Raw genomic sequence first — 26,239 nt, forward strand, 5'->3', positions numbered from 1 at the left:
TGACGAGAAGAGCGCCTCTCCTGTCGGGGGGGGGGGGGTTGCGGGAGCGGGGCGCGGGGCGCCCGGGGGGGCGGACCCGCCCCCCCCGCGGGGGGGCCCGCCCCTCTTCTCGTCAGCGGCTCGCGAGCCGCCGGCGGCTCAGGCAGACGGTCCGGAGGTCGGCGCGGGGCCGATGAGCCGCTCGTAGACGCGCACGTATTCGAGGGCCTGGTGCTCCCACGAGTACTCCTCGAGCAGGGCCGGGTCCTTGTAGGCGCGGCGGTAGCCGTCCTTGTCGGCGATGATCCGCCGCATCGCGTCGGCGAGGCTGCGGGGGTCGCCTGAGGTGAAGACCTCGCCGTTGCCGAGCCGCCGCACCTCTTCGGAGAGGGTCTTGACGGTGGTGACGATGAGCGGCAGCCGGGCGTGGCAGTACTCGAAGAACTTGTTGGGCAGGGCGATCTCGTGGTTGACCGACCCGGTCGGCATCGGGTGGATGCCCATGTCGGCGGTCGAGATGAACCGGGGCAGGTCCTCGTAGGCGACGTAGCCGCGGAAGTGGAGCCGGTCGGCGATGCCGTGCTCCTCGCCGAGGGCGACGAGCCGCTTGACGTAGGGGTTGGTGTCGTGGCGGCTGACCATGAACGCGACGTGGAGGCCGGGCACGAGGCGGGCCGCTTCGATCATGACCTCGAGCTGGCGTTCGGGCGAGGCCCAGCCGATGTAGACCGCCAGCGGCGTCTCGTCGTCGAGTCCGAGGTCGGTGCGCAGGTCCCCCGGGTCGGGGCGGGGCGCGGGATGCGCGAGCGGGGCGTTGTAGACGACGGAGGGCTCGCGGTCAAGGCCGTGGCGTTCCCGCAGGAGCGCCGCGAGCGGGTGCGAGACGGTGACGACCGCGTCGGCGCCGGGCAGGTACTGGCGTTCCCAGCGGGACTGCGCCTCGAGCTTGTTCGGCGGGAGGCCTTCGTGGCCGGGCACGAACTCGTGGGCGTCGTAGACGACCTTCACGGTCTTGCCCCAGCGCCGCAGCTGCTCGGCGGCGCGCACGCACACGCCGATCGAGTAGGCGTCGTGGGCGTGGAGCAGGTCCGGTTCGAGCCTGAGGATCTCGGGCCGGAACGCGAGTTCGAAGCGCTGCATGGAGACGTCGAGCCGCCGCCAGGCCCGGTCGCCGAGGAGGCCGCCCCACCAGGCCCGCTCGATGCGTTCGAGGCGGCCTTCGCCGCCGAGGTACCGCTCGCGGGCCTTGGTCTGGCGGACGCGGCGGCCCACCCAGGCCCGTTCGAGTCGGCGGCCGACCCGGTGGACGAGCAGCGGCAGGCGCACGCCGCCGCGCACGGGCCCGCCGCCGCGGAGGGCGGCGAGCTCGAGCCGGGCGGCCTTCAGGTGCCGCTCGCGGCGCCTGGCGCGTTCGATGTCGCTGTAGGCGAAGGGGAAGCGAAAGGCCGCCACGTGCCGCCGCAGGGACCGCGGCGGGTCCATCTTCGGCAGCGGGATCTTGTGGATGGTGGCGCCGTCCTGCTCGTACGGCTCCTGTTTGCCGGAGACGGAGACGCCGATCAGGTGCGTCTCCCACCCGGCGGCGGCGATGGACGCCGCCGCCTTCTGCACACGGGAGTCCCCGTCGATCCGGTTGGGGACCACCATGACCACGCGGGCGGGGCCTTGCGCGGGCTCCATATCGAATGTCCTACCTTCCGGGGCGGCCTAGTTGCCGAGCACGATGTGCTCGCGGCCCTCCCAGACGGCGGGGTCGGTGATCCGGCGGCCGTCGAGCAGCACCGTGACCTCGGGAAGGTCCGCAGGGGACAGGGTACGGTACTCGTCGTGGTCGGCCTGGACGACGGCGGCGGTCACGGTCTCGCCGCGGTGCGCGGGCAGGCCCTCCGCCTCGAGCTCCTCGGCGGTGTACATCGGGTCGGACACGTACGGCACGGCGCCCTTGGCCTTGAGCGATTCGACCAGCGGGAACACACCGGAGAACGCGGTCTCCTTGACGGCGCCGCGGTAGGCCGCGCCGAGCACGAGCACATTGGCGCCCGCGAGGTCCCCGTAGGCGGCGGCGAGCACGTCGACGGCGTAGGAGGGCATGGCGGCGTTCGCTTCGCGCGCGGCCCGGACCACGGTGGCCTCCGGGTCGTTCCACAGGTACATCTGCGGGTAGATCGGGATGCAGTGCCCGCCGACGGCGATGCCGGGGCGGTGGATGTGGCTGTACGGCTGGGAGTTGCAGGCCTCGATGACCTTCATGACGTCCAAGCCCTGCTTGTCGGCGAACCGCGCGAACTGGTTCGCGAGGCCGATGTTCACGTCCCGGTACGTGGTCTCGGCGAGCTTCGCCATCTCGGAGGCCTCCGAGGACCCGAGGTCCCACACGCCGTTGGGGCGCGGCAGGTCCTCGCGCTCGTCGAAGTCGAGCACGGCCTCGTAGAACGCGACGCCGGCCGCGGCCGACGCCTCGTCGATGCCGCCGACGAGCTTCGGGTAGCGGCGCAGGTCGGAGAAGACCCGCCCGGTCAGGACCCGCTCGGGGCTGAACACGAGGTGGAAGTCGGTGCCCGCGGTCAGGCCGGAGCCGGCCTCGAGCATCGGGCCGAACCGGTCGCGGGTGGTGCCGACGGGCAGCGTGGTCTCGTAGGAGACGAGCGTGCCCGGCTTCAGCCCGGCCGCGACGGCCTTCGTGGCCGCGTCCATCCACCCGAAGTCCGGCACGCCCTGGGCGTCCACGAACAGCGGCACCACGATGACCACGGCCTCGGCGTCGGCGACGGCCGCGGCGGTGTCGGTGGTGGCCTTCAGGTTCCCGGAGGCCACCGTCTCCTTCAGCAGCTCCGCGAGGCGGTGCTCGCCGGGGAACGGCTCGACGCCGTCGTTGACCGACTGCACGGTGCGGGCGTTGACGTCCGCTCCGGTGACTCGGTGTCCCTTGCTGGCGAACTGGACCGCCAGCGGCAGTCCGATCTTGCCCATGGCGACGACACAGATCCGCATCTCACGCATCACTTTCTGAAGTCCAGTATTCGAAGGCGGGATAGGCCCCGCCACGTGGCCCGCTCGTCGACCCTGACGGCGAGGATCCGGTGCTGCCCGACCTCGACGGCGAGCCCGATCGGCATCCCGAGCCGCTGGAAGTACCCGCGCGGGGCCTTCAACGGCAGATCGTAGGTGAAGTCCCGGAGCGTCACGTGGGCGCGCAGGGACCAGCGGCCCGCGCCGTGCGCCGTCAGCTCCTCGGTGCGCACGCTCGCGGTGACCGCGGTCAGCGGGCCCTCCGCGCGGACCGCGACGTCGGCCTCCACATCGAAGCCCGGGTCCTCGGCGGCCGGGACCGCGGTGCGCTTGCCCGGCGTCTCGCCCTTCGCGAGCCGGACCGCGCCGACTCGCACTGAGGTGGCCTCGCAGCCCTCGACGGGCACGAAGAACGAGTACTCCAGGCGGTACTCGGCGCGCTTCACGCCCGTCCACACCAGGTACCGCGGCTCCACGCCCTTCGCGAGACGCCCGGTCACCCGCTCCGTAGCGGCCTCGAACCAAGTGTCCGCCAGCCCGTGCGGCTCCTCGCGGAACCCCGGGTAGCGGGCGAACAGCCGCCCGTCCTCGAGCAGGAACCGCGGCGCCGGCTCGGCGATCGCGGCTTCCAGCAGCGCATGGTCCCGGTGCCGCGCCAAAGCGATCCGCACCCGCTGCTCCGTGGGCAGGCGCAGGAGCACCGCCTCGGTCAGGTGCGCGTCGGCCAGGTCGGCGACCGCCGTCCAGCATTTCGCGCGTTCACCGGGTTCGAGCGCCAGCACCTGCGGTTGCAGGACCTCCGCGACCTCGGACGAGAAGGCCTCGAAGACCTGCTCGTCCCGGTCCGGTCCCGCTGCCGAGGCGAGGAGCCGCCCGGCGGCCGCGACTCGCTCGATCGGCGCTGAAGCGAGCGTCGCCGCGGCGGGAGGGGTCGTGTCGTTCATCGCGTTCCGGCGCCGTCCAAGGCAGTGGCGTCGAGCGCGACGGTCTGGCCGGTCGCGGCCGACCGCAGCATCATCTCCGAGACCTCCACCGTCATCGCCCCGCGCCGCAGGTCCACGATGTCGTTCGGCTTGCCCAGCACGGCGTCGCGGAAATGCTCGTGCTCCACCAGCAGCGGCTCGCGCTTGCGGATCGCGTACCGGATCATGTCGCCCTCGGAGACGCCCCGGAAGTTGCTGATCGCCTCCCACTCGGTGTCGACCACGCCGTTGGCGTAGAACGTGAGGTCGGCGGTGAGCGTGTCGGCGACGAAGCAGCCCCGGTCGCCGGTGACGACGGTGGTGCGCTCCTTGAACGGGCTCAACCAGTTCACCGAGTGGTTCGCGATCGCCCCGCCCGACAGCTGCCCGACCGCCGCGATCATGTCCTCGTGCTCCCGGCCCGACCGCGACACCGTCTGGGCGCTGATCGTCCGATAGGACTGGCCGGTCACGAAACCGGTCAGGTCGATGTCGTGCGTCGCGAGGTCCTTCACGACCCCCACGTCCGCGATCCGGCCCGGGAACGGCCCCTGGCGGCGCGTCACCACCTGCAGGATCTCGCCCAGCTCGCCCGCTTTCAACCGCTCCCGCAGCGAAGCGACGGCCGGGTTGAACCGCTCGATGTGCCCCACGCCCGCGACCAGGCCCGCCGCCTCGAACGCCGCCGCCAGCCGCACCGACGCCTCCGCCGTGTGCGCCAGCGGCTTCTCGATGAGCGCGTGCACGCCCGCGGCGGCCAGCGCCAGCCCCACCTGCTCGTGGTACGCCGTCGGGCACGCCACCACCACGTAGTCGACGCCCAGTGCGATCAGGTCCTCGACCTGCGCGACCAGGCCCACTCCGGACGGCAGCGACGCCGCGTCCGCCACCGGATCGGCCACCGCCACCAGATCGACGCCTTCGAGGGCGTTCAGCACCCGGGCGTGGTTGCGGCCCATGGCGCCCAGGCCCACGAGGCCTGCGCGCAGTTGCGAATCGGTCACTGCTGGAGCTCCAATGCGTTCACCGCGGCGATGACGCGGTCGAGGTCGCCGTCGGTGAGCGACGGGTGAACCGGGATCGACAGGACCTCGGCGGCCGCGCGGTCGGTCACCGGCAGGTCGACGTCCATGTGGGCGTAAGGAATGAGCTTGTGGATCGGCGTCGGGTAGTACACGGCCGAACCGACCCCCGCCGCCTTCAACTGCGCCAGGGCGCCGTCGCGGTCGGCCGCGTCGACGCGCACGGTGTACTGGTGGTAGATGTGGCGCGCGCCGGGAGCGACCGGCGGCGTGACCACCGTCTTCAGCTCCGCGTCGAAGCGCGAGGCGTTCGCGCGGCGCTGCTCCGTCCAGCCTTCGAGCTGCCCCAGCTGCACCCGCCCGATCGCGGCGGACACGTCCGTCATGCGCATGTTCGCGCCCACGATCTCGTTCGCGTACCGCTGTTCCATGCCCTGGTTGCGCAGCAGCCGCAGGGTCCGCGCCAGTTGGGCGTCGTCGGTGGAGACCATGCCGCCCTCGAGCGAATGCATGTTCTTCGTCGGATAGAAGCTGAACGTCCCGGCCTTCCCGAAGGAGCCGACCGGCTTCCCGTCGACCTGCGCGCCGTGCGCCTGGCAGGCGTCTTCGAGGAGGGCGAGCCCGTGCCGGTCGGCCAGCGCCGTCAGACGCGGCATGTCCGCCGGGTTCCCGTACAGGTGCACCGGCATGATCGCCGCGGTCTTCGGGCCGATGAGCGCCGCGACGGCGTCGGGGTCGATGTTGAACGAGCCGGCCTCGATGTCCGCGAACACGGGGTCGGCGCCGACCAGCCGCACCGCGTTCGCGCTCGCGGCGAACGAGAACGAGGGCACGATCACTTCGTCGCCGGGGCCGATGCCCATGGCGAGGAGCGCGAGCTGGAGCGCGGAGGTGCCGGAGTTGACGGCGACGCAGTGCGCGGTGCCGGAGACCTTCGTGAACTCCTCTTCGAAGGCCGCCACCTCGGGGCCCTGCACGACCATGCCGCTGCGCAGCACGCGCACCGCGGCTTCGATCTCGGCCTCGCCGATGTGCGGTCGCGCCGGGGGAATGAACTCCCTCTGCTCGTCTGACATTCGTCCCCCCAGGGGTGTGGTTCGCGGGCTTTCGTTCGATGATGCGCCGTCGATAATACAGACGCAATATTCGGTTAATTGACGCAGAACCCGAGGAAAAGACCAGGTTCCGAACAGGAGGCCCGGGCGTGAACCGGGCCTCCGCGGGCCGTTCAGCGGCGCTCGTACGGCGACGGGAACGGGAAGTAGCGCTCCAGGAATCCGCGGACCATCGCATCGACCTCCGCCTCCCGTTCAGCGGGCGTGTCGACGTCGTTGACGCAGAAGAACTCCGCGTCCCGCTCCGCCTCGAGCGCCGCGAGCCTCTCGGGCGCGTCCGCGGCGGCCACGTCCACGTACATGAGTTTCGACGCACCCGGCACGCCCCGGCCCGTCAGCACCGAGTAGTGGTGCAGCAGCCCCGCGAACTCGATGTCCCCCGGGTCGCGGAACCGCGACCGGGACGTCGCGGCCACCGCCTCCGGGTAGCGCGCCTCGACCTCCAGCGCGACCTGGCGCAGCTGCGGGTGCGGCACGTGCTTGAACTTGTTCGTGATCAGCCGCCCGAAGTCGGCCTCCAGCAGCCGCCGCGCGTTGCGGCCCGCCAGGTTCGGCGCCGAGTCCTCCGGACGGCCCTCCCCCAGCCCGATCTGCATCGACGAGAACGGGACCCGAGCGATCCCGTTCGCGTGGAAGAACTGCTCCGGGCGGCTCGCCGCGCCGAAGAACACGTCGTCGTTCAGGATCAGGTAATGGTCGGCCAGGCCCGGGATGCGGTGCAGCTGCGTCGTGATCGCATGCGAGTTGAACACCGGGAGCGCCGACGGGTCCGCGAAGATCTCACCGTGGTCGACCACCCGGACGCCCGGCGCCTCCGTGTCGAGCCATGCCGGAGTCTGCCCGGCCGTGACGATGTAGACGTTCCGCACGTACGGCGCGAACGCATGCAGCGACCGCAGCGAGTACTTCAGCTCGTCCCGGTCGGTGTACCGCGACGCCCCCGCCAGATGCGCGTGGCCGTCCGCGTCGACCCCCGAGTACTCGGCCCGGCGGGCCGCCCACACGGGATCGGACCCGTCGACCCACATGTACACCGCGTCCACCGGGAAGTCCACGTCGTCCACGAGCTTGCGGGTGAACGGCTCGAACGTCGGATACTGCAACTCCCCCACGCTCATCGTCGCCGCCCGCCGCGCCTCCGCGGGCAGCACGTCCGCCACCCGGTTCGGCCGGGGCGCCACCCACGCGCCCGCCAGCAGGCCCTTCGGGACGAGCACCTTGACCTTGTCGATCCGCTGCGCGAAATCGGGATGGGCCGAGAAGTCCTCTCCGTCCGACCAGAACTCCACATCGCACCCGTACTCGAGCCCCGCCAGGCACTGCCCCTCGGGACCGAGCAGGAAGCGCCCGTACCGCAGGATCTGCGAACGCTTCACGTCTTGCGGCAGCGCGCCCTCCGCGTACAGCGCCGGCCCCGCCGTGAGGTTCCCCGCGCGGCTCGAACGGGCCACGTACAGCTCCGAATCGCCGTGCCGCTCGCGCATCGACTCCAGGAACGCCTTCTTGTCCGCCCGCCGCAACCCGACCGCGAACCGCTCGGGCGCGTTGCCGCGCACGAGGAAGTACTCCAGCCCGGCCGCCTCGGCCGCCTCGACCACCAGCCGCAGGTTCGCCTCGGCCGCCTCGCGGGCCGTGAAGTGCTCCACCCGGCGGCCCACGAGACTGCGGCCGCCGCGCTCGAACACCGCCAGCGCCGGATCGCCCGCCGCCAGCGCGGCCCGGCGCGGCCCCGCACGCCCCTCGCGGACGCGCGCGGCCCGCCGCTCCTTCAGCGACGCGGGCACGAACCGACCCACAGCCCTGCGCATCCTCGCGACAGGGTTCCGCTGGTCCTTGGGCATCCGTACTCCTTGTGATGGGCGATGAAGGCAATGGGGGTGAACGGCGCGGGCGCCTTCCGATAATACAAACGCAACAGGCCGTGAACAGGTTGCCGCCGACGCGAAGGCACTGGTCGAGCGGTCAGACCGGGCGGTCGGCGGCCAGCGCGTCCCTCGCGAACTTCACGGACTCGTACAGGTTCTCGGCCCGGCGGGTCCGGTTGCCGCTCTTGCGGGTGCTCACCTCGACGGTGATCGAGCCGTTCCAGTCGGAGGCCCCGAGCGCGCCGAGCAGCTCCGCGCACGGCTGCGTCCCGCGGCCCGGCACCAGGTGCTGGTCCGGGCCCGGCTCGGTGCCGTCGCACAGGTGGATGTGCCGCAGGCCCTTGCCCATCCGCTCGGCCATCGCGAGCGCGTCGGCGCCTGAGGCGGCGCAGTGCGAGAGGTCCAGCGTGTACGAGTCGTAGCCGTGCCGGGTCGGGTCCCAGTGCGGGCGGTAGGGCACGAGCTTGCGCTTGCCGAGCTTGAGCGGGAACATGTTCTCCACCGCGATCTCGACGTGCGGGTAGCGGGCCCGCAGCCCGTCGAGGACGGTCGAGAACTTCGACGCGTAGTCCTTCTGCCACGAGAACGGCGGGTGGATCACCACCACCGGCGACTCGAGGTACTCGGCCGCCTGCACCGACCGGCGCAGCCGCGTCCACGGGTCGGCGCTCCACACCCGCTGCGTCACGAGGAGGCACGGCGCGTGCACCGCGCCTATCTTCACGCCGTAGTGCTTGGCGAGGGAGGCGGCCGCCGCCGGGTCCTGGGAGACGCGGTCGGTGAAGACCATCAGCTCGACCCCGTCGTACCCCAGCTCAGCGGCGAGCTCGAAGCCCACGGCGGTGGGCTCCGGGTAGACGGAGGTGGTCGACAGCAGAACCGGGACGGACTGGGTCACGACACCAGGGTACGCCGTGCGGATTCACGGCTCGCACGCTTCGCCGAGGGGGCCGTGGCCCGCACGCTTCGCCGAGCGGAGGAGATCAGCGGTGGCGGGCTTCCGCACGCGGGCGCGCGTCCCGTTCGGATCACGCCCGGCCGGGTACCTTGGTGGGATGACCGACGAGGTGGCGCAGGACTTCGACCGCGAATGGGTCGAGTTCCTCGATCCCGACGACTCCACGACCATGGTCAGGGCCGATCTCACCTGGCTGCTCTCGCGCTGGGGCTGCGTGTTCGGCAAGCACCCCGACGAGGGCGGCTGCCCCGGCATCGAGGCCGACCAGCCCGCCGACGGCTGCTGCCTGCACGGCGCGTTCTACACCGACGAGGCCGACATCAAGCGCACCAGGCAGATCGTCAAGCGGCTGACCCCCGAGACCTGGCAGCTGCACCGGCGCTGGAAGGACACCATCGTCGACGACACCCTCGAGAACGAGGACGGCGAAGAAGAGCCTGCGAAGAAGACCGCGGTCGTCGACGGCGCGTGCGTCTTCCACAACCGCGAGGGCTTCCCCACCGGCGCCGGATGCGCCCTGCACCAGCAGGCGATGCGCGACGGCGTCCACCCGATGGAGTACAAGCCTGAGGTGTGCTGGCAGCTGCCCGTGAAGCGCGACTTCAAGACCGAGCACCGCGCCGACGGCACCGAGGTCTCGGTCACCCTCATCACCGAGTTCGACCGGGCCTCATGGGGACCGGGCGGGCACGACTTCGACTGGTGGTGCACGGCCTCCCCGACCGCGCACACCGCGGCCGAGCCCGTGTACCTCTCGTACGCGGTGGAGCTGACCGAGCTGCTCGGCGCGCGCGCCTACGAGAAGCTCGCCGACCTGTGCGACGCGCGCGACAAGCTCGGACTCGTCGCCCCGCACCCCGCGACCGTGGCCGCCTCCCGCGGGGGGACCCCGCTGGCGTTCCCGACCCGGATCCGCCGGCCCGCCGAGGCGCAGCACTGAGCCGACGTCCGCTGCAGGGCCGCGCGGCACGGCGAACGCCGGAGGGGCCCTGCCGGATCCGGCGGGGCCCCTCCGGCGGACACGTCGTCTAAACGAGCGCGGACTCGCCCGTCGCGACCTTGCGCACCGGCTCGGCGTAGGTCGCCTTGACCTCCTGGACGAACAGCGGCACCAGGTCCTCCGGGGCCACGTCGCCGAGGTAGTACTCGCGGATCTCGGCCCGCAACAGGGCCTTCGAGTCGGTCACCAGGAGCTCGTCGAGGACCTTCTCGATGTTCCCGGCGTCGGGCTCCAGCAGGTACGCGGCCTTCGCGAGCGGGAACTCGTCGAGGTAGCGCTCCTTGAAGCCCTTCGGGTCCGTCATCGCGAACGGCCGTCCACTGTAGATCCAGTCGGAGGCGGTGCCGCTGATGTCGGAGATCGTCACGTCGGCGGCGTTCACGCAGTCCGTCAGGCTCACCTCGGTCTCGGCCTGCGCGCCCCACAGGTGCGGCCGTCCGGTCTGGAGCGCGTCGGCCGCGATCACGGCCTTGATCTCGTCGGCCAGCGCCTGGTAGGCCGCGTTGGTGCGCGTGTACGGGTGCGTGCGGAAGATCAAGGTCACGTCGCGCGCGAGCACGGCCTCGACGATCCGCTTGCCCTGCTTGAGGGACGAGTAGTTGACGTCGGCGGTGAGGCCGGTCCAGGTGGGCGTGTAGAGCACCACCGGACGGGCGCCCTCGACCTTGTCGCGCTCACCCACCCTGAGGTCGTGCAGCTGCGGGCGGGCGATCTTGCGGAACTTGTAGTTGGGGATGTCGACGCCGTGGCGGTGGTACCGGTCGATGCCGGCCTGCCCGGCGACGAACACCCGGTCGTACATGAGCGAGACCGGGCTGCGGCTGATGGCCTTGTCCGAGTCGCCGTGCATGAGCTGCACGTGGAGGTAGTTGTCGAGCTTGATGAGCTGCGCGTTCTTGACCGCGTGGTTGACGTAGTAGCAGGCGCGGACGCTCCGGGGGAGGATCGTGTCGAGCACCGACTGGGCCGGCACCAGGATGATGGGGGCGCTGGTGCGGGCCGCGATCTCGTCGTAGAGGTAGCGGTCGCGGATGAGGATCATGTAGGGGTCGCCGACCTGCTCGAAGTACGGGAGCCACATGTTGAGCTGGTACTCCGATTCGCGCGCGCCGGCGAAGTGGATCACGAACTTCGGCTGGAGCCGGGTCACGGCGGTCATGACGCGGCCGTCGACGGGGTGCGGTTCGCGTTTGCGGTGCAGGTAGCCGCCGAGGACGGCGATGCCGGTCCAGCCGAGGGCGGCGCCGGTGACGACGACGAACGCGAGGTCGGTGGCCGTGCCCAGGGCGCCGTGCGGCCATGCGGCGGCCGCGTAGACGATGGTGAGCCAGTTCATGATGAGCCCGATGGCGGGCGGGGTGGACCAGCGTTCGCGCAGGGAGCGCTCGATGTCGAGGTTGCTGGACATGAGGTAGCCGACGTTGAGCGCCTTCGCGAGGGTGTCGGCGGCGACGATGAACAGGGTGACGAGGACGCCGGCGACGAGGAAGAGCCAGCGGTCGGTGCCGCCGTTGTTCCAGGCGGTGATGAGGACGGCGAGCGCGGTCAGGGTGCGGGCCATCCGCATGCTGATGAGCGCGTCGGGGATCCGCCAGGTGATCATCCCGAACACGGTGAGGGCGAGCAGCAGGGTGATCCACGGCTGCGAGGCGGCCGCGACCGCGGTGACGACGGCGCCCACGGCGAGCAGGTTGAGCCAGATCGGCAGCGACTTGAGCAGTTTCTTCAACGCACCGGGCCTTCGGCTAGGTTCGTGCGCGCGGCACCGGGACCGGCCCGGTGTCGCACGGTGTCTGTCGAGTGGTCACGGCTGCGGGACCTGTTACTTGAACGCTTGGTTGACGCTGTTGAGGTCTTCGGCGAAGTCGACCTCGATGACATTGTGCTGGGAGATGTCGACGGCTTCGAACTTGAGGCCGTCCTTCTCGATGGCGAGCTCGATGCCGCCTTCGAAGTAGTCCTGGTCGTCGACCTCGGCGAGGCGCTTGGCGACCAGGGCGCGGTCGTCCGCGGAGACGTAGTTGATGCCCACGGCCTCGCCGAGCGCGCCGTCCGAGACCTTCTTCGAGAGCTTGTTGATGTAGCCGTCGGCGCCGAGGGTGTACTTGACCTCTTCGTCGGAGACCTTCGCGGTGTTGACGGAGATGAAGGAGCGATCCATGGCGATGTGCGGGAGGAGCACGTCGAGGACGCCCGGGTCGAAGACGACGTCGCCGTTGAGCCAGAGGACGCCGCCGGGACCGAGGATGTTGAAGGCCTTGAGGAGGCTCTTGGAGGTGTTGGTGTCGCCGTAGGCCTGGTTGTAGATGAAGCCGACGTCGGGCACCTCCTCCATGATCATCTCCTTCTTGAAGCCGACGACGAGGTGGATGGAGTGGCGGCTGAACCGGGAGGTGAGCAGGCGCAGGGAGCGGCCGAGGATGGTCTCGCCGGTGTTCAGCGGCGTGAGCGGCTTCGGGTGCGGCTTGCCGAGCCGGGAGCCGACGCCGGCCGCGAGGATCACGATGTTCGTGGACATGTCGAGTGCCACCTCGTTCGTTTGGATGATGGATTGGTGCAGTTTACCTAGCTGAACGTCTCGTGGCCCATGGACCAACCTGAGGTTCACACGGGGGTCACACATGAATCCGCAGATGATACGGCCCGTCGCCGGGACCGGACCGCGAGTGGCCGGGCCGGCGCACCGGCCGGCCCGGAACACCGCGGTCCGGGCGCCGGCCGCTCAGGAAGCCACCGGTCCGCCCTCGACCGGCAGGGAAAGCACCTTGAGGCTGAGATTCCCCTGAACAGTGACATAAAGCTCAATATCATCGGATTTGAGCACGGCGGATTCGTCGGCGAGGACACGCCGCTTCGCGAACCCCCGCGGCGTCTCGACCTCGACATGGAAATCGAGGATGTCGCCCGTGGCGTCCTGCACTCGCGCGAGCGGCAGCTCGGCCTCGAAGCCGATCGCCCCGCCCGCCCCGGGGCGCTCCGCGACGAGCACCCGTCCGTACACCGCGACGCCGCGCGCCGACCACGACAGGGCCACCGAGCGGTCCTCGACGTCCTTGCAGTCGTCCAGCGACCCGCGCAGGTGCAGCACCCCCTCCTTGACGAAGGCCTCCTGCACCAGCGGCGTGAACTTGGGGATCCGGACGGCGGTCTTCCTGGCCTTCGCGTCGACGAGCGCCTTGACCCAAGCCCTGGTCACCGCTTCGTCACTGAAGTCGGCGGCCCGCTTCTGCGCATTGGCGCGAAGCTCCGCGAGTGCCGCCTCGGGCATCGACGACACCCGGGCGACCGCATCGGCGAGCGCCTTGACGTCGCCCGCGGGCACCACGAACCCGTCCACCCCGTCGGTGATGATGTCGCTCGGCCCGTAGCGGATGTCGTAGGCGACCGGGATGCAGCCCGCGGCCATGGCCTCGATCAGCACCAGCGGCATGCCCTCGAACCGGCTCGACAGCACACTGAACGAGGCCGTCGCGAACTGCGCGGAGGCGTCGGAGCGGAACCCCATGAGCTCCACATAGTCGTTCGCCCCGGCCTTGTCGATCTGCGCCTGCAGCGTCGGGCGCGAATCACCGTCGCCGAAGATCCGCAGACGGGCCTTGCTGCCGTCGGCGTGGGCGAGCGTCAGCGCCGAGATCGCGTGGTCGACGCGCTTCTGGTGACCGAAGCGCGCCAGCATGACACCGTCGCCGGGGTCCCGGTCGTGACGGACCGCCTGCGTCTTCATCGGACGCGAATTCGGGATCGGCGTCATGTTGGCGCCCGCGAAATCCGCCTCGGCGATCTCACCCGCCTGCCTGACCGTCAGCGGCGCGACCATGTCGAACGACCGCAGGTTCTTGACGATGGCGATCTTGCCGCCGGAGAGCTTCCCGAAGGCGTCGGGGGCGTCGCGGTCGAGGTGGGAGTTGTGCAGGACCTGCACCGTGGTGACGTTGTCCCGCCGGTACCGGTGCAGGAACTTGCCGATGAAGTGCGAGTCGTTCACCAGATAGGCATGCCCCGGGCCGATCACATGGTCGAACCACGCGAAGTAGAAGTCGGCCCCGCGGCTCCAGCGGTTGACCACCGCGCCCTTCCTCGTGAAGAGCGTGAGCTCGCGCCCGCCGACGGTCCCCTCCTCCTCCATGTCCTTCCGGTCGGACACCAGTCGGCTCCCGTCCGAGCGGAACGTGTCGACCTGCAGTTCGACACCGTCCGCGGAGCGGCGCTTGGTCTGCTTCCTGCCTTCGTACGGCAGCAGGATCGCGGGCTGCTCGAAATCACGGCGGCGGGCTCCGTACCGCCTCACCAGCGCCGCATCCGAAGCCGACGCCACCTCCTCCCAGATGTTGCGCAAGCGCACGCTCTTGCCGATGTAGCCCTGCTTCCAGAGCCGGAGCTTCGCAGCCCGGGTATCGAAGTTCGGCGCCAGCGTCAGGATGTCGATCCTGCGGCGGCCAAGACTGGAGAACACCGCGTTCCGGTGGAGGAGCACATTGGTGAGACCTCCGAACTCCTTGCCGATCGACCAGGTCAGCCCATAGATGGGGTCATCGGGCAACGCAATGGCGGGCTTGCGCCTGAACATGCAGCAGCTCCTTCGCTGAAGAGGGGTTGCGGAAAGAAGGTCCGATCATCGGCGCGTCCGACTATCGACGATGATAGGACTTCGAGATGAACGGTGAATGACGTTTGGGGTTCGTCCGTCTTCCCCGCGATCGTAGCGTGTCCGCCCCAATGCCGCCCTGTCCACTTCGCTCGTACACGCTCCTATTGCGCCCGTACCCCGGACCGGAACCCGCATCGGCCAGAACGCCCTCCGGTATCCTTTGGCCGCCGCCCAGCACCCACCGACGGGAGCGACCTTGCCGAAACCGAACACCCAGCCGCGCCCGCGCACCATCGCCGCCGTACTCGCCGGAGGCACGGGAAGCCGCATGGGCGCACCACTCCCGAAGCAGTTCATCGAGGTCGGCGGCAAGCCGATCCTGCAGCACACCCTGGAGGCGTTCGAAGCGGCGCCCGAGATCGACACCGTGATCGTGGTGACCGCCGCCCCCCACCGGGAACGCGTACGCGCCCTGGCACTCGCATGCGCACCGAAAGTGGCGGACGTGATCGACGGCGGCGCGACCCGCTCGGACTCGTCACGAGCCGCGATCGACTGGGCCACGGCACGGACGGACGCCCACACGCGACTCCTGCTGCACGACGCCGCAAGAATGCTCGTGCCGAACCAGGTCATCACCGATGTGGTCCACGCCCTCGACCACTGCGAGGCGGTCACCGCGGCCGTACCCTCCTCGGACACGGTCATCGAGACCGCGGATTCAACGGCAGGCGACATCATCGCCGCCTCCCTCGACCGCTCACGCCTCCGGCGCGTACAGACCCCGCAGGGATTCCACCTCGGGACCATCGCGGACGCATACGCGCGGGCCGCCTCGGATCCGGCGTTCACCCCCACCGACGACTGCTCGGTGGTCCTGCGATTCCTCCCCGACGTACCGGTCCGCGTCGTCGGCGGATCCGAACGGAACCTGAAGGTGACCACCCCGATCGACCTCGTCGTCGCCGAAGCGCTCCTCGCCGACCGCCGCTGACGCGCTACCGCCGCGCGAGCACCCGATTGAACAGGTCGACGTGCAACCCGACGACCTTCGACGGCTCATACTGCTTCGCCGTGCGCCGACCGCCCTCGGCCAGACGACGGCGCAGCCCCGGGTCCCGCATGAGCCGCGCCAGCGCCTCGGCGAGCGCCTCCGGCTGCTTCGGCTCCACGAGCAGGCCGTTCTCCTCGGATTCGATGATCTCGAGCGGACCGTGCTTGACCGCGCTGCACACCACCGGGAGCCCGGCCGCCATCGCTTCGACGATGACGAGCCCGAACGGCTCGAACCGGGAAGGCACCGCGGCTATGGACGCCTTCGCCCATTCGGCGTCGAGCGGAGTGACGGGCCCGGGAAGCTCGACCCGATCGTCGAGACCGAGTTCGCCGACGAGCGCTTTCAGCTTCTTCTTGTTGGGGCCGCGGCCGAAGATCGTGACCTTCCACTCCGGGAACTCGTCGGCGATCAGGGCGAAGGCCTTGATGAGGATGTCGAAGCCCTTCATCCCGGTGAGGCGCCCCGCGGTCATGATGTGCGGCTCGGTCAACTCCGACGGGGCCTTGGCGCTGGCCGGGATCGAGTTGGGGATGCAGGTGATCTTGTCGACGAGCTCGGGGAACGCCGTGCGGTAGGCGGTGGCGTCGGCCTCGGTGATGGTGACGATCGCGTCCATCGCGGCGTAGCGCGCGTCGATGTGCTTGCGCAGCCGGGGCGGGTAGTTGTCGAGGTACATGTGCTCCTGGGCGACCATGGCGTACGCCTCGGGTCGGCCGTAGGCGGCCATGTACAGGTTCACGGAGATCTGGGTGCCCACCGCGATGTCGGTGTCGAGCTGCTTGAGGTACTTCTTGACGCGCATGTCGAGCAGTCTTGAGGACTCGCCCTGGTTGTTCACCTTGTCGGCGTCGAGGAACGAGGGGCGCTTGGCCTGCCAGCGCTCGAGCAGGGAGAGGCGATCGCCGCCGTCGGCGGTTCCCCGCACGTCCCAGAGGTTGACGACGTTGATGCGCGGGTCGATGACGAAGTCGGACTTCGCCTTGTGCCGCACGAACGAGGCGATGGTCACGTCATGGCCCAGGTCGACCAGGGCTTCGGCGGTATTGAGCGTGGTCTTGATGGTGCCGCCGATACCCCAGATGTTCCGGACCAGAAATGTGATTCGCATGGACTCGAGACTCACTTTCGAAGAATTGCCGGATGCAGTCGCAACGGACCGAGGATGCTCGACTCCGAGGCCGGTCCGCTTCTGCCTGGACGCGAGCGCGACCGCTGCGGGTTGCGTCTAGGCGGAAGGTAATTCGCGGAGGGCTGGACCCCAGGGGGACACGCCGAGTCCAGGCGCGACCGAAGGCAGTCCGGTGTCAGATAAAACACATAACCGGCAAATCGCCGTCCTCGCATCATCGGGGACCGGCCCCGAGCGGCGGCGGCTACTCGTCCGCCGCGGGGGCGGCCTTCTTCGCGGTCTTCTTGGCGGTCTTCTTCGCCGCCGCCTTCTTCACCGTCTTCTTGGCGGCGGTCTTCTTCACCGCTTTCTTGGCCGCCTTCTTCGCGGTCTTCTTCGCCGGGACGGCGCCGGAGGACACCTTTTCGCGCCGTTCGGCGAGGAGCTCGGCGGCCCGGTCGATGGTGAGGTCCTCGATCGAGTCGGTCTTGCGGATCGACGCGTTCGTCTCGCCGTCGGTCACGTACGGGCCGAAGCGCCCGTCCTTGAGCGTGACCTCCTTGCCCGTCACGGGATCGGGGCCGAGCTCCTTGAGGAGGGTCTGCGCGCGCTGCTGGCGCCCGCGGGCCTTCGGCTGCGCGAGCAGCTTCTCGGCCTCCTCCAAGGTCAGCGTGAACAGCTGCTCCTCGTTCTCGAGCGAACGGAAGTCGCGGTTCTTCTTCACGTACGGCCCGTGCGGGCCGAGACCGGTGCGGATCTCCTCGCCCTCGGCGTCCTTGCCGACCAGCCGCGGCAGCGTCAGCAGCTTCACGGCGTCGTCGAGCGTGATCTCGGAGAGCTTCTGGCCGGTGAGCAGCGACGACGACTTCTCGCCGCTGGTCACGTACGGCCCGTACCGGCCGGTCTTGGCGAGCACCGGCTCCCCCGTCTCGGGGTGCGTGCCGAGCTCGCCCTCGTTCTCGGCCAGCTCGAACAGCTCCTGGCCCCGCTCGGGGGTGAGCTCGTCCGGCGCCATGGACTCGGGGATCGACGGCCGCTTGCCCGGCTCGCCCGGCTCCTCCTGCCCCGGCGTGGTCCGCTCGAGATAGGGCCCGTACCGGCCGACGCGGGCGACGACCTTGCGGCCCTGCTCATCGGTGTACAGCGGAATCGAGTTGACCTCGCGGGCGTCGATCTTCGCGAGCTCCTCCTCGATCATGTGCCGCAGCCCGCCCGAGGCGGCGACGGTGCCCTCTTTGTCCTGCCCGCCGAAGTAGAACTTGCGGAGGAACTCCTCGCGCGACTCCTGCCCGGCCGCGACCTCGTCGAGCTCGTTCTCCATGCCCGCGGTGAAGTCGTAGTCGACCAGGCGCGGGAAGTGCCGCTCCATGAGGCCGATGACCGCGAACGCGCGGAAGGCCGGCACGAGCGCCTGGCCCTTCTTGAACACGTACTCGCGGTCCTGGATGGTCTGCATGATCGACGCGTACGTCGACGGCCGCCCGATCCCCCGCTCCTCCAGCGCCTTCACGAGGCTCGCCTCGGTGTAGCGGGCCGGCGGCTGCGTGGTGTGCCCCGCGGCCTCGAGGCCGCGCTCGGCGAGGTGCTGGCGTTCGGCCAGCTCGGGCAGGCGCTTCTCCGCGTCGTCGGCGTCGCCGTCCTCGATGGACTCGACGTAGGCGAGGAGGAAGCCCGGGTTGGTGATGGTCTTGCCGGAAGCGCCGAAATCCGCCTGCTCCCCGTCCGCGGTCGTCGCGCGGGTGCGCACCGACGTCGAGTTCCCGGTGGCGTCGACCATCTGCGACGCGAGCGTGCGCCGCCAGATCAGCTCGTACAGCCGGTACTCCTCGGCCGAGAGCTGGCCCTTGAGCTGGTTCGGGGTCTTGAAGCGGTCGCCGGAGGGCCGGATGGCCTCGTGCGCCTCCTGCGCGTTCTTCACCTTCCGCGCGTACCGGCGCGGCTCGGACGGCACGTACTGCGCGCCGTACAGCTCGGCGGCCTGGGCGCGCGCGGCGTTGATCGCGGTGTTCGACAGGTTCGTCGAGTCGGTCCGCATATAGGTGATGTGGCCGTTCTCGTAGAGCCGCTGGGCGACCCGCATGACCTGCGCGCTCGAGAGGCGGAGCTTCCGGCCCGCCTCCTGCTGCAGCGTCGAGGTGATGAACGGCGCGTACGGCTTGCGGCGGTACGGCTTCTTCTCGACCTTCAGCACGGTGAAGTCGCGGCCCTCGAGCCGCTGCGCCAACCCCCGCGCCCCCGCCTCGTCGAGGTGCACCACATTGCCCTTGACCTGGCCGGTCGCCGAATCGAAGTCCTTGCCGGCGGCGACCCGGTCGCCGTCGACGGCGATCAACGTGGCTTTGAACCGCTGATCGTCGTCGGTGGCGAGATTCGCCGAGACGTCCCAGTAGTCCGCGGCGCGGAACGCCATGCGGGCCCGCTCCCGCTCCACGACCAGCCGCGTCGCGACCGACTGGACGCGCCCGGCCGAGAGCCGCGGCATGACCTTCTTCCACAGGACCGGGCTCACCTCGTACCCGTAGAGCCGGTCGAGGATCCGCCGCCCCTCCTGGGCGTCGACGAGGTCCTGGTTGAGCTCCCGCGGGTTCGCGGCGGCCTCGGCGATGGCCTGCGGCGTGATCTCGTGGAAGACCATCCGCTTGACCGGGACCTTCGGCTTCAGGGTCTCGAGCAGGTGCCAGGCGATGGCCTCCCCCTCGCGGTCCTCATCGGTGGCGAGGAAGAGCTCGTCGACCTCCGCGAGGTAGCCCTTCAGCTTCTTCACGTGCGCGGACCGGTCCGGGTTCACGATGTAGAGCGGCGCGAAGTCGTTGTCGACGTCCACGCCCAGCCGCGACCAGGCCTTGTCCTTGTACTTGGCCGGGATCTCCTTCGCGCTGCGCGGAAGGTCCCGGATGTGCCCGAGCGAGGAGTCGACGATGTAGCCGGGGCCGAGATAGGAGGCGATCGTCTTGGCCTTCGCCGGGGACTCCACGATGACAAGGCGCTTGATGTCCGCCACTGCTCCCACCGTTCACTCGGAAAATGCACTCGATTCGTTACGGTAGCTCACGCTTCCGCATTGCGTCCCCTGAGTATGGGTGTGCCCCGGTCCGATCGACCGGGGCACACGCTGACGAATCCCCAGATTCAGCGAGCTCGCGAGTTGAACGTGCGCTCAGCGGCTAGCCGACTTCGACCGACTCACGCTGCTCCGGGGATTGTGATTCCCCCGCTTCCACCACCGCGGAACGGCGCTTGGAGACGAGGATCGCGCCGACCAGGACGACCACGGCGATCGCCGTGATGATCCAGCGGACGGGCCCGTCGGCGTGCTCGCCGACACCGTCGACGGTGTAGACCACCACGACCGGGGCGATGATGAGGCTCACCAGGTTCATGACTTTGAGGAGCGGGTTGATGGCCGGGCCCGCGGTGTCCTTGAACGGGTCGCCGACGGTGTCGCCGATCACGGCGGCGGCGTGGGCTTCGGAGCCCTTGCCGCCGTGCGCGCCGTCCTCGACGTCCTTCTTCGCGTTGTCCCACGCGCCGCCCGAGTTGGCGAGCATGACGGCCATGAGCACGCCGCACGCGATCGCGCCCGCGAGGTACGCCGCGAGCGGCCCGACGCCGAGGCCGAAGCCGACGGCGATGGGCGCGGTGATGGCGAGCAGGCCCGGGGTCACCAGCTCGCGCTGGGCGTCGCGGGTGCAGATGTCGACGACGCGGCCGTATTCGGGCCGCTGCGTGCCCTCCATGATCCCGGGGAAGCGCGCGAACTGGTCGCGGACCTCGTTGACGACGGCGCCGGCGGAGCGGGCGACGGCGTTGATGGCGAGGCCGGAGAAGAGGAACACGACGGAGGCGCCGATGATGAAGCCCACGATGTTGGCCGGGTCGGCGATGTTGAGCGCGCCGAGGAGCGCTTCGCCCATGAGGCCTTCGGCGGCCACCGCGTCGGTGTAGGAGCCGAACAGGGCGGTCGCGGCCAGGACCGCGGTCGCGATCGCGATGCCCTTGGTGATGGCCTTGGTGGTGTTGCCGACGGCGTCGAGGTCGGTGAGCGTCTGCGCCGCGTCGCCTTCCACGTCGCCGGACATCTCGGCGATGCCCTGGGCGTTGTCGCTGATGGGCCCGAAGGTGTCCATCGCGACGATGACGCCGACGGTGGTGAGGAGGCCGCAGCCGGCGAGTGCGACCGCGAAGAGGCTGACGAGGATCTCGCCGCCGCCGAGCAGGTACGCGCCGAGGACGGCGGCCGCGATGCACAGCGCGGTGTAGACGGCCGATTCCAGGCCGAGCGAGAAGCCCGACAGGATGTTGGTGGCCGCGCCGGTGCGCGTCGAGGCCGAGACGGCCTTGGTGGGCTTGTAGCGGGTGTCGGTGTAGTAGCCGGTCAGCGCCATGATGACCGCGGCCAGGGCGATGCCGATGACGACCGCGATGATGGCGAAGACCTGCGGGTTGACGGGCACGTCGCCGGTCGCGACGGTGGTGCTGAGTTCGGCCCAGCTGGAGGGCACGTACCAGAGCACCGCTACCACGGTCAGGAGCGCGGAGATGACCGCGGAGAGGTAGAACGCCCGGTTGATGGCGGTCAGGCCCGAGGCGTCGGAGGCCCGCATGCGGGTGATGATGACGCCGAGGATGGCGCAGACGATGCCGACCGAGGCGACGAGCAGCGGCAGGACCAGTCCGGTCTCGCCGAACGCGGCGCGGCCGAGGATGAGGCTCGCGACGAGCACGACCGCATAGGACTCGAAGAGGTCGGCGGCCATGCCGGCGCAGTCGCCGACGTTGTCGCCCACGTTGTCGGCGATGGTCGCCGGGTTGCGCGGGTCGTCCTCGGGGATGCCCTGCTCGACCTTGCCGACGAGGTCGGCGCCGACGTCGGCGGCCTTGGTGAAGATGCCGCCGCCGACGCGCATGAACATGGCGAGGAGCGCGGCGCCGAAGCCGAAGCCCTCCAGGACCACCGGCGCGTCGCCGTTGAAGATGAACACCACGACCGAGGCGCCGAGCAGGCCGAGGCCGACGGTGAGGAACCCGACCACGCCGCCGGTGCGGAAGGCCAGGTGCATCGCGGTGGTGGGCTGCCCGTCGCGGGCGGCGGCGGCGACGCGCACGTTCGCGCGCGTGGCCATGTTCATGCCGGCCCAGCCGATGAACGAGCTGAACAGCGCGCCGACGATGAAGAACACGCTGCGTCCGATGCGGACGTCGGTGCCTCCTTCGGCGGGGAGCAGGAACAGCAGGACCACGGCGATGACGACGAAGACGCCGAGCGCGCGGAACTGGCGGCGCAGGTAGGCCGAAGCGCCTTCCTGCACGGCGCCGGAGATCTCGCGCATCTTGTCGGTGCCGGTGCCGGCCGCGAGGATGCTCTTGACGAGGGCCGCGGCGCCTCCGAGGGCGACCAGCGCGAGTGCGGCGGCGACCACGACGAGGCTCAGGTTCGAGCCCGCGAGCTGACCTACGCCCTCGTCGCCATTGGCGAGCAACGTATGCATGTAGTTCCTCCAAGCAGTACACAGTCATGGCTCGCAAGCTTCGCCATGCGGTCCCACGGGGCACCGCGGGACCGGTATCGCAAACACGTGAAGAGCCGCGGACGGGTAGGACGGCGCGGCCGGGCCGGACCTGCGGCCCGGCAGACTTAACGTGCGGAGTGTAACGATGTGAGGGCTTTGCGAGTGGGGACGGTCACGCCTGATGGAGGGCGTGGTCAAAGCCTCAGTGGTCGGCGGAGGAGCCGGAGCCGGGCAGGGGCCAGGACATGCTGACCGTGGTGCCGCCGTTCCCGTCGGGACCGGTCACGACCAGGTCTTCGACCAGGCCGCCCAGGACGATGAGGGTGATCTCCTCGGAGAGGGTGTCCTCTTCGATCGCGTCGTGATCGTTCGCTCGCGCATCGCCGCCGCCGACGCCCGCGCCGATCCGGCCGCTCGAGCGCGCGCGCAGATCCTGCGCGTTATCCGTGATTTTCGCAACAAAACGATCACCGATCGAAAACTCTACGCGCACAAGGTCCTCGAGGCCCCGGTCCCGGTGCCGCAGCACCGCGCGCGTGCACGCCTCGCCGACCGCCTGCCGCACCTCGTCGAGCAGCCCCGTGGCGACCCCGGCGTGCGCGGCCACGTCGGCGGCCACGAGTCTGGCGGCGCGAACGTAGGCGGCGGCCGGCGTGAACGCGAACCGGACGGTCACCGCCTCGGCCCGTCCTCCAGTGCGGTCGTGCTTGGAGCCGTTCACTCGCCGGGCACCGCTTCCCGGACATCGAGCACCTTGTCGAGGCCGGTGAGGTCCAGGAGCTTGCGGATGCGCGGGTTCGCGCAGACGACGACCAGGCTTCCGCCCGAGTCGGAGAGGCGCCGGCGGGCCCCGATGAGCACGCCCAGCCCGGTCGAATCGCAGAACTCGGTCGGCGTCAGGTCGATCGCGACCCGCATGCGGCCCCCGGAGGCGAGTTGGCGGACGGCCTCGCGCAGCTGCGGCGCGGTGTACATGTCGATCTCCCCGGTCACGCTGATGACCGCGTACTCGCCGACTTCGGAGAGGCTGAGCCCCAGCTCGGGCTCGGCCGCGCCGTCGCTTGATGTTCCCCTCACGCCGTCGCTCCCCTCTCTCGGCAGGTGGCGGCGCAGCTGCGCCGGGTAAGCAATGTGTCTTGGCCCATAAGCGTACTGCGTTCCCAGTGGAGTGGAGGCGGGAGCGTATGACCGAATTGCGGGCACGCGTCGTCGCCGGCCTCGCCGACGCGTGCGAGCCGTCGGTCGGTGCCGGCCGAGGGTGTCGGTGGACTGCGGCATCATTGGACGGTGCCCGTCGACCAGCTCATAGCCGCCCTCGAATCGACCGAGGGCGGCCTCCGCCACCTGCGCCGCCTCCCGCCGCGCGCCTCGGTGCGCACCGAGTGGCCCGCGTGGGTGCCCGACGAGGTCCGCGGCGCCTTGGCCGACACCGGGATCACCCGCCCCTGGCCTCACCAGGCCGAGGCCGCCACCCACGCCTTCGAGGGCCGCGACGTCGTCGTCGCCACCGGCACCGCCTCCGGCAAGAGCCTCGCCTACCTCCTCCCCCTCCTCACCGAAGCCGTCACCACCGCGCCCGCGCCCGGCTCGCAGGCCCCGCCGGGCGAAGGCCGCACGCTCTACCTCGCCCCCACGAAGGCCCTGGCCGCCGACCAGGCGCGGGCGGTGGGCGAATTCGCGGTCCCCGGGCTCATCCCGGCGATCGTCGACGGCGACACGCCGTACGAGCACCGCCAGTGGGCGCAGCGGTTCGCGAACCTGGTCCTCTCCAACCCCGACCTGCTCCACCACTCGCTGCTCCCCCGCCACCGCATGTGGCGCTCGCTCCTCAAGAACCTCAAGTACGTCGTGGTCGACGAATGCCACGTCTACCGGGGCGTCTTCGGCGCCCACGTCGCCCTCACCCTGCGGCGGCTGCTCCGCCTCGCCGAGCACTACGGGGCGAACCCGACGGTGATCGCGGCCAGCGCGACCGCGGCGGACCCGGCCGCGTCACTGTCGGTCCTCACCGGACGCCCGGCGGTGGCGGTCACGGAGGACTTCTCGCCGCACCCTGGCGCGACGGTGGCGCTGTGGGAGCCCGTCACCTACGAGATCGAGGGCGAACCGCAGCAGGCGTCCACGCTGAGCGAGACGGCGCGGATGCTGGCGCAGCTGACACGCCGCGGCGTGCGGACCCTCGCGTTCGTACCCTCCAGACGCGGCGCGGAGATCGTCGCGGCGGAGGCGAAGTCCCGCCTCGGCGCGGACCCGGCGGCGGACCGCATCGCCGCGTACCGCGCCGGGTACCTCCGCGAGCACCGCCGCGATCTCGAAGCCGACCTGCGCGACGGCAGGCTCCTGGGAGTGGCGACGACGAACGCCCTCGAGCTCGGCATCGACGTGACGGGACTGGACGCGGTGCTGCTCTGCGGCTATCCCGGCCGACTGGCGAGCTTCTGGCAGCAGATCGGCCGGGCGGGCCGGGGAGACACGGAGGCGCTCGCGGTGATGCTCGCGAAGGACGATCCGCTGGACACGTACCTGGTGCACCATCCGGAGGCGATCTTCGACCGGCCCGTAGAAGCGAGCGTCTGCGACCCGTCGAACCCGTACGTCCTGGCCGGGCACCTGTGCCTGGCGGCGGAGGAACTCCCGCTCAAGGAGGCCGATCTCGACGCGATCCCGGGCAGTCGCGAGGTGGCGCAGCAGCTCTGCGAACAGAAGCTCCTGCGCCGCCGCCCCGGTGGCCGCTACTACTGGATCGGTTCGGAGCGCCCGGAGGTGACCCTCCGCGGTTCGGGCCCGATGGGCGTGGACATCGCGGAGACGAAGACGGGCCGGCTGATCGGCACGATCGACGCGGCGGCCTCGCATCGCCTGGTGCACAAGGGCGCGCTGTATCTGCACCAGGGCGAGTCGTACCTGGTGGACGACCTCGATCTCGAGGACGGTCTGGCCCTGGTGCACGCCGCGAAGCCCCCGTGGATGACCAGCGCGCAGGAGATCACCCACCTGGAGGTCCTCGCCGAGCGCGAGCGCCTGGAGATGGGCGACGTCCGGCTCTGCCTGGGCGAGGTGGAGGTGACGTCGAACGTCATCTCCTACCAGCGGCGCAGGCTTCCTTCCGGTGAGGTGATCGACACCCAACCGCTCGACCTGCCGCCCCAGACCCTGCGCACCGTGGCGGTCTGGTGGACGGTGGAACCTGAAGCGCTGGAAGGCATTCCGGACCTGGCGGGTTCACTGCACGCCGCCGAGCACGCTTCGATCGGCCTGCTTCCGCTGATCGCGACCTGCGACCGGTGGGACATCGGCGGGCTGTCGACGGCCGCGCATATGGACACGGAACTGCCGACGGTGTTCGTCTACGACGGCCACCCGGGCGGCGCGGGTTTCGCCGAGCAGGCGTTCCGCAAGTGGACGGATTGGCTGGGCGCCACCAAGGAGGCGATCGCGAGCTGCGAATGCCGCTACGGCTGCCCGAGCTGCATCCAGAGCCCCAAGTGCGGCAACGGCAACGAACCACTGCACAAGAAGGGTTCGATCGCGATCCTGGATCTGCTGCTCAAGGCGGGAGCGGGCCCGGTCAGGTCGACGGTCCACGCCGCGAAGCCGGAAACGAAGCAGGAAGACGACCTCTGGCCAGGCGATTTCTGACCGCTGGACCCGAATCCACAGCGTTGTCCACAGGCGGGGAACTCATCGTTGCCACTCGGCGACAAATCGTGACAGGGTTGCGTCATGCGTCGAACGAACCGCCCCGCCGGCACCGCAATCGCCATGGTCCACAAGGCTGTGACCAGTGCGAATGTCGTTGCGCGGAAGGTTATCCACAGGCGGAAACTCACTGTTGCGGACCAACTACCGACTGTGTCAGCCTTGGTACAAAAACACGTCATCTGGCCCTGCGGGATGGCGGCGACACCAAGGGGATTCGCGAACGTCGCCATACCGAGACCGCGCGCGGCACTCCAGCCGCGCGCGATCCCCGCACAGGCCACCCTCCTCCGCGGAGGAACACCAGCGGGCGGCCGGGCACACCCCCCCCGGCCCCCCCGCCCCCACTGCGCCCCCCCAAACCCCC

18 protein-coding genes are annotated in these 26,239 nt (G+C 70.2%); 3 read left to right on the plus strand and 15 right to left on the minus strand.

The annotated features are described in order from the left end of the window. Window positions 1–138 precede the first annotated feature (138 nt). The 7 genes from JHY01_RS24170 to JHY01_RS24200 all read right to left on the minus strand — a co-directional run bounded on the left by JHY01_RS24170 (window position 139) and on the right by JHY01_RS24200 (window position 8,850). Complete coding sequence (locus JHY01_RS24170; RefSeq protein WP_205328277.1) at window positions 139–1,659, minus strand: glycosyltransferase family 4 protein; 1,521 nt, start codon at window positions 1,657–1,659, stop codon at window positions 139–141. A 27-nt stretch (window positions 1,660–1,686) separates the two neighbouring features. After that, window positions 1,687–2,970 carry a nucleotide sugar dehydrogenase gene (locus JHY01_RS24175; protein ID WP_374199585.1) on the minus strand — a complete coding sequence of 428 codons (1,284 nt, stop codon included), beginning with the start codon at window positions 2,968–2,970 and terminating at the stop codon, window positions 1,687–1,689. Between the two features lie 8 nt (window positions 2,971–2,978). Then, complete coding sequence (locus JHY01_RS24180; RefSeq protein ID WP_205328279.1) at window positions 2,979–3,932, minus strand: hypothetical protein; 954 nt, start codon at window positions 3,930–3,932, stop codon at window positions 2,979–2,981. Further along, window positions 3,929–4,954 (minus strand): Gfo/Idh/MocA family protein, encoded by a 1,026-nt coding sequence (locus JHY01_RS24185; protein WP_205328280.1) that lies wholly within the window; start codon window positions 4,952–4,954, stop codon window positions 3,929–3,931. Before JHY01_RS24185 ends, JHY01_RS24180 begins: the two co-directional genes overlap by 4 nt. Then, window positions 4,951–6,048: a DegT/DnrJ/EryC1/StrS aminotransferase family protein gene (locus JHY01_RS24190; protein ID WP_205328281.1), complete on the minus strand. Its 1,098-nt coding sequence runs from the start codon at window positions 6,046–6,048 to the stop codon at window positions 4,951–4,953. Before JHY01_RS24190 ends, JHY01_RS24185 begins: the two co-directional genes overlap by 4 nt. Before the next feature lie 152 nt (window positions 6,049–6,200). Beyond that, window positions 6,201–7,928, minus strand: a complete 1,728-nt coding sequence (locus JHY01_RS24195; RefSeq protein ID WP_205328282.1) for a stealth family protein — start codon at window positions 7,926–7,928, stop codon at window positions 6,201–6,203. A gap of 121 nt (window positions 7,929–8,049) precedes the next feature. After that, on the minus strand, window positions 8,050–8,850 hold the full coding sequence (locus JHY01_RS24200) for a sugar phosphate isomerase/epimerase (RefSeq protein ID WP_205328283.1): 801 nt from the start codon (window positions 8,848–8,850) through the stop codon (window positions 8,050–8,052). 157 nt (window positions 8,851–9,007) lie between these two features. Between JHY01_RS24200 and JHY01_RS24205 the strand changes: the two genes are divergently transcribed. After that, window positions 9,008–9,850, plus strand: a complete 843-nt coding sequence (locus tag JHY01_RS24205; protein ID WP_205328284.1) for a hypothetical protein — start codon at window positions 9,008–9,010, stop codon at window positions 9,848–9,850. Window positions 9,851–9,938: 88 nt separating this feature from the next. Here the strand turns inward: JHY01_RS24205 and JHY01_RS24210 are convergent, their stop codons facing one another. From JHY01_RS24210 to JHY01_RS24220, 3 genes are all read right to left on the minus strand, one after another. After that, window positions 9,939–11,639 (minus strand): CDP-glycerol glycerophosphotransferase family protein, encoded by a 1,701-nt coding sequence (locus JHY01_RS24210; protein WP_205328285.1) that lies wholly within the window; start codon window positions 11,637–11,639, stop codon window positions 9,939–9,941. Between the two features lie 93 nt (window positions 11,640–11,732). Next, complete coding sequence (locus JHY01_RS24215) at window positions 11,733–12,428, minus strand: NTP transferase domain-containing protein (RefSeq protein WP_205328286.1); 696 nt, start codon at window positions 12,426–12,428, stop codon at window positions 11,733–11,735. A gap of 204 nt (window positions 12,429–12,632) precedes the next feature. Further along, on the minus strand, window positions 12,633–14,477 hold the full coding sequence (locus JHY01_RS24220) for a glycosyltransferase (RefSeq protein WP_205328287.1): 1,845 nt from the start codon (window positions 14,475–14,477) through the stop codon (window positions 12,633–12,635). Window positions 14,478–14,754: 277 nt separating this feature from the next. Here JHY01_RS24220 and ispD point away from each other — a divergent pair, with 277 nt between their 5' ends. Then, window positions 14,755–15,492: a 2-C-methyl-D-erythritol 4-phosphate cytidylyltransferase gene (gene ispD, locus JHY01_RS24225; RefSeq protein WP_205328288.1), complete on the plus strand. Its 738-nt coding sequence runs from the start codon at window positions 14,755–14,757 to the stop codon at window positions 15,490–15,492. Window positions 15,493–15,496: 4 nt separating this feature from the next. Here the strand turns inward: ispD and JHY01_RS24230 are convergent, their stop codons facing one another. The 5 genes from JHY01_RS24230 to JHY01_RS27075 all read right to left on the minus strand — a co-directional run bounded on the left by JHY01_RS24230 (window position 15,497) and on the right by JHY01_RS27075 (window position 23,250). Next, window positions 15,497–16,663: a glycosyltransferase family 4 protein gene (locus JHY01_RS24230; protein ID WP_205328289.1), complete on the minus strand. Its 1,167-nt coding sequence runs from the start codon at window positions 16,661–16,663 to the stop codon at window positions 15,497–15,499. Between the two features lie 265 nt (window positions 16,664–16,928). Next, the gene (gene topA / locus JHY01_RS24235) at window positions 16,929–19,673 is read right to left on the minus strand and encodes a type I DNA topoisomerase (protein ID WP_205328290.1); all 2,745 of its coding nucleotides are present in this window, start codon (window positions 19,671–19,673) and stop codon (window positions 16,929–16,931) included. 154 nt (window positions 19,674–19,827) lie between these two features. Beyond that, window positions 19,828–22,152 (minus strand): sodium-translocating pyrophosphatase, encoded by a 2,325-nt coding sequence (locus JHY01_RS24240; protein ID WP_205328291.1) that lies wholly within the window; start codon window positions 22,150–22,152, stop codon window positions 19,828–19,830. A 223-nt stretch (window positions 22,153–22,375) separates the two neighbouring features. Next, a complete protein-coding gene (locus JHY01_RS24245; RefSeq protein ID WP_205328292.1) occupies window positions 22,376–22,894 on the minus strand; it encodes an ATP-binding protein in 519 nt (172 codons plus the stop codon). Next, window positions 22,891–23,250 (minus strand): STAS domain-containing protein, encoded by a 360-nt coding sequence (locus JHY01_RS27075; protein ID WP_307814565.1) that lies wholly within the window; start codon window positions 23,248–23,250, stop codon window positions 22,891–22,893. The genes JHY01_RS24245 and JHY01_RS27075 overlap by 4 nt, the downstream gene beginning before the upstream one ends. 168 nt (window positions 23,251–23,418) lie before the next feature. Here JHY01_RS27075 and JHY01_RS24255 point away from each other — a divergent pair, with 168 nt between their 5' ends. Further along, window positions 23,419–25,812 carry a DEAD/DEAH box helicase gene (locus JHY01_RS24255; RefSeq protein WP_374199583.1) on the plus strand — a complete coding sequence of 798 codons (2,394 nt, stop codon included), beginning with the start codon at window positions 23,419–23,421 and terminating at the stop codon, window positions 25,810–25,812. Window positions 25,813–26,239: the final 427 nt, after the last annotated feature.

The organism is Glycomyces sp. YM15 (assembly GCF_016918015.1).
Lineage (GTDB): Bacteria > Actinomycetota > Actinomycetes > Mycobacteriales > Micromonosporaceae > Glycomyces.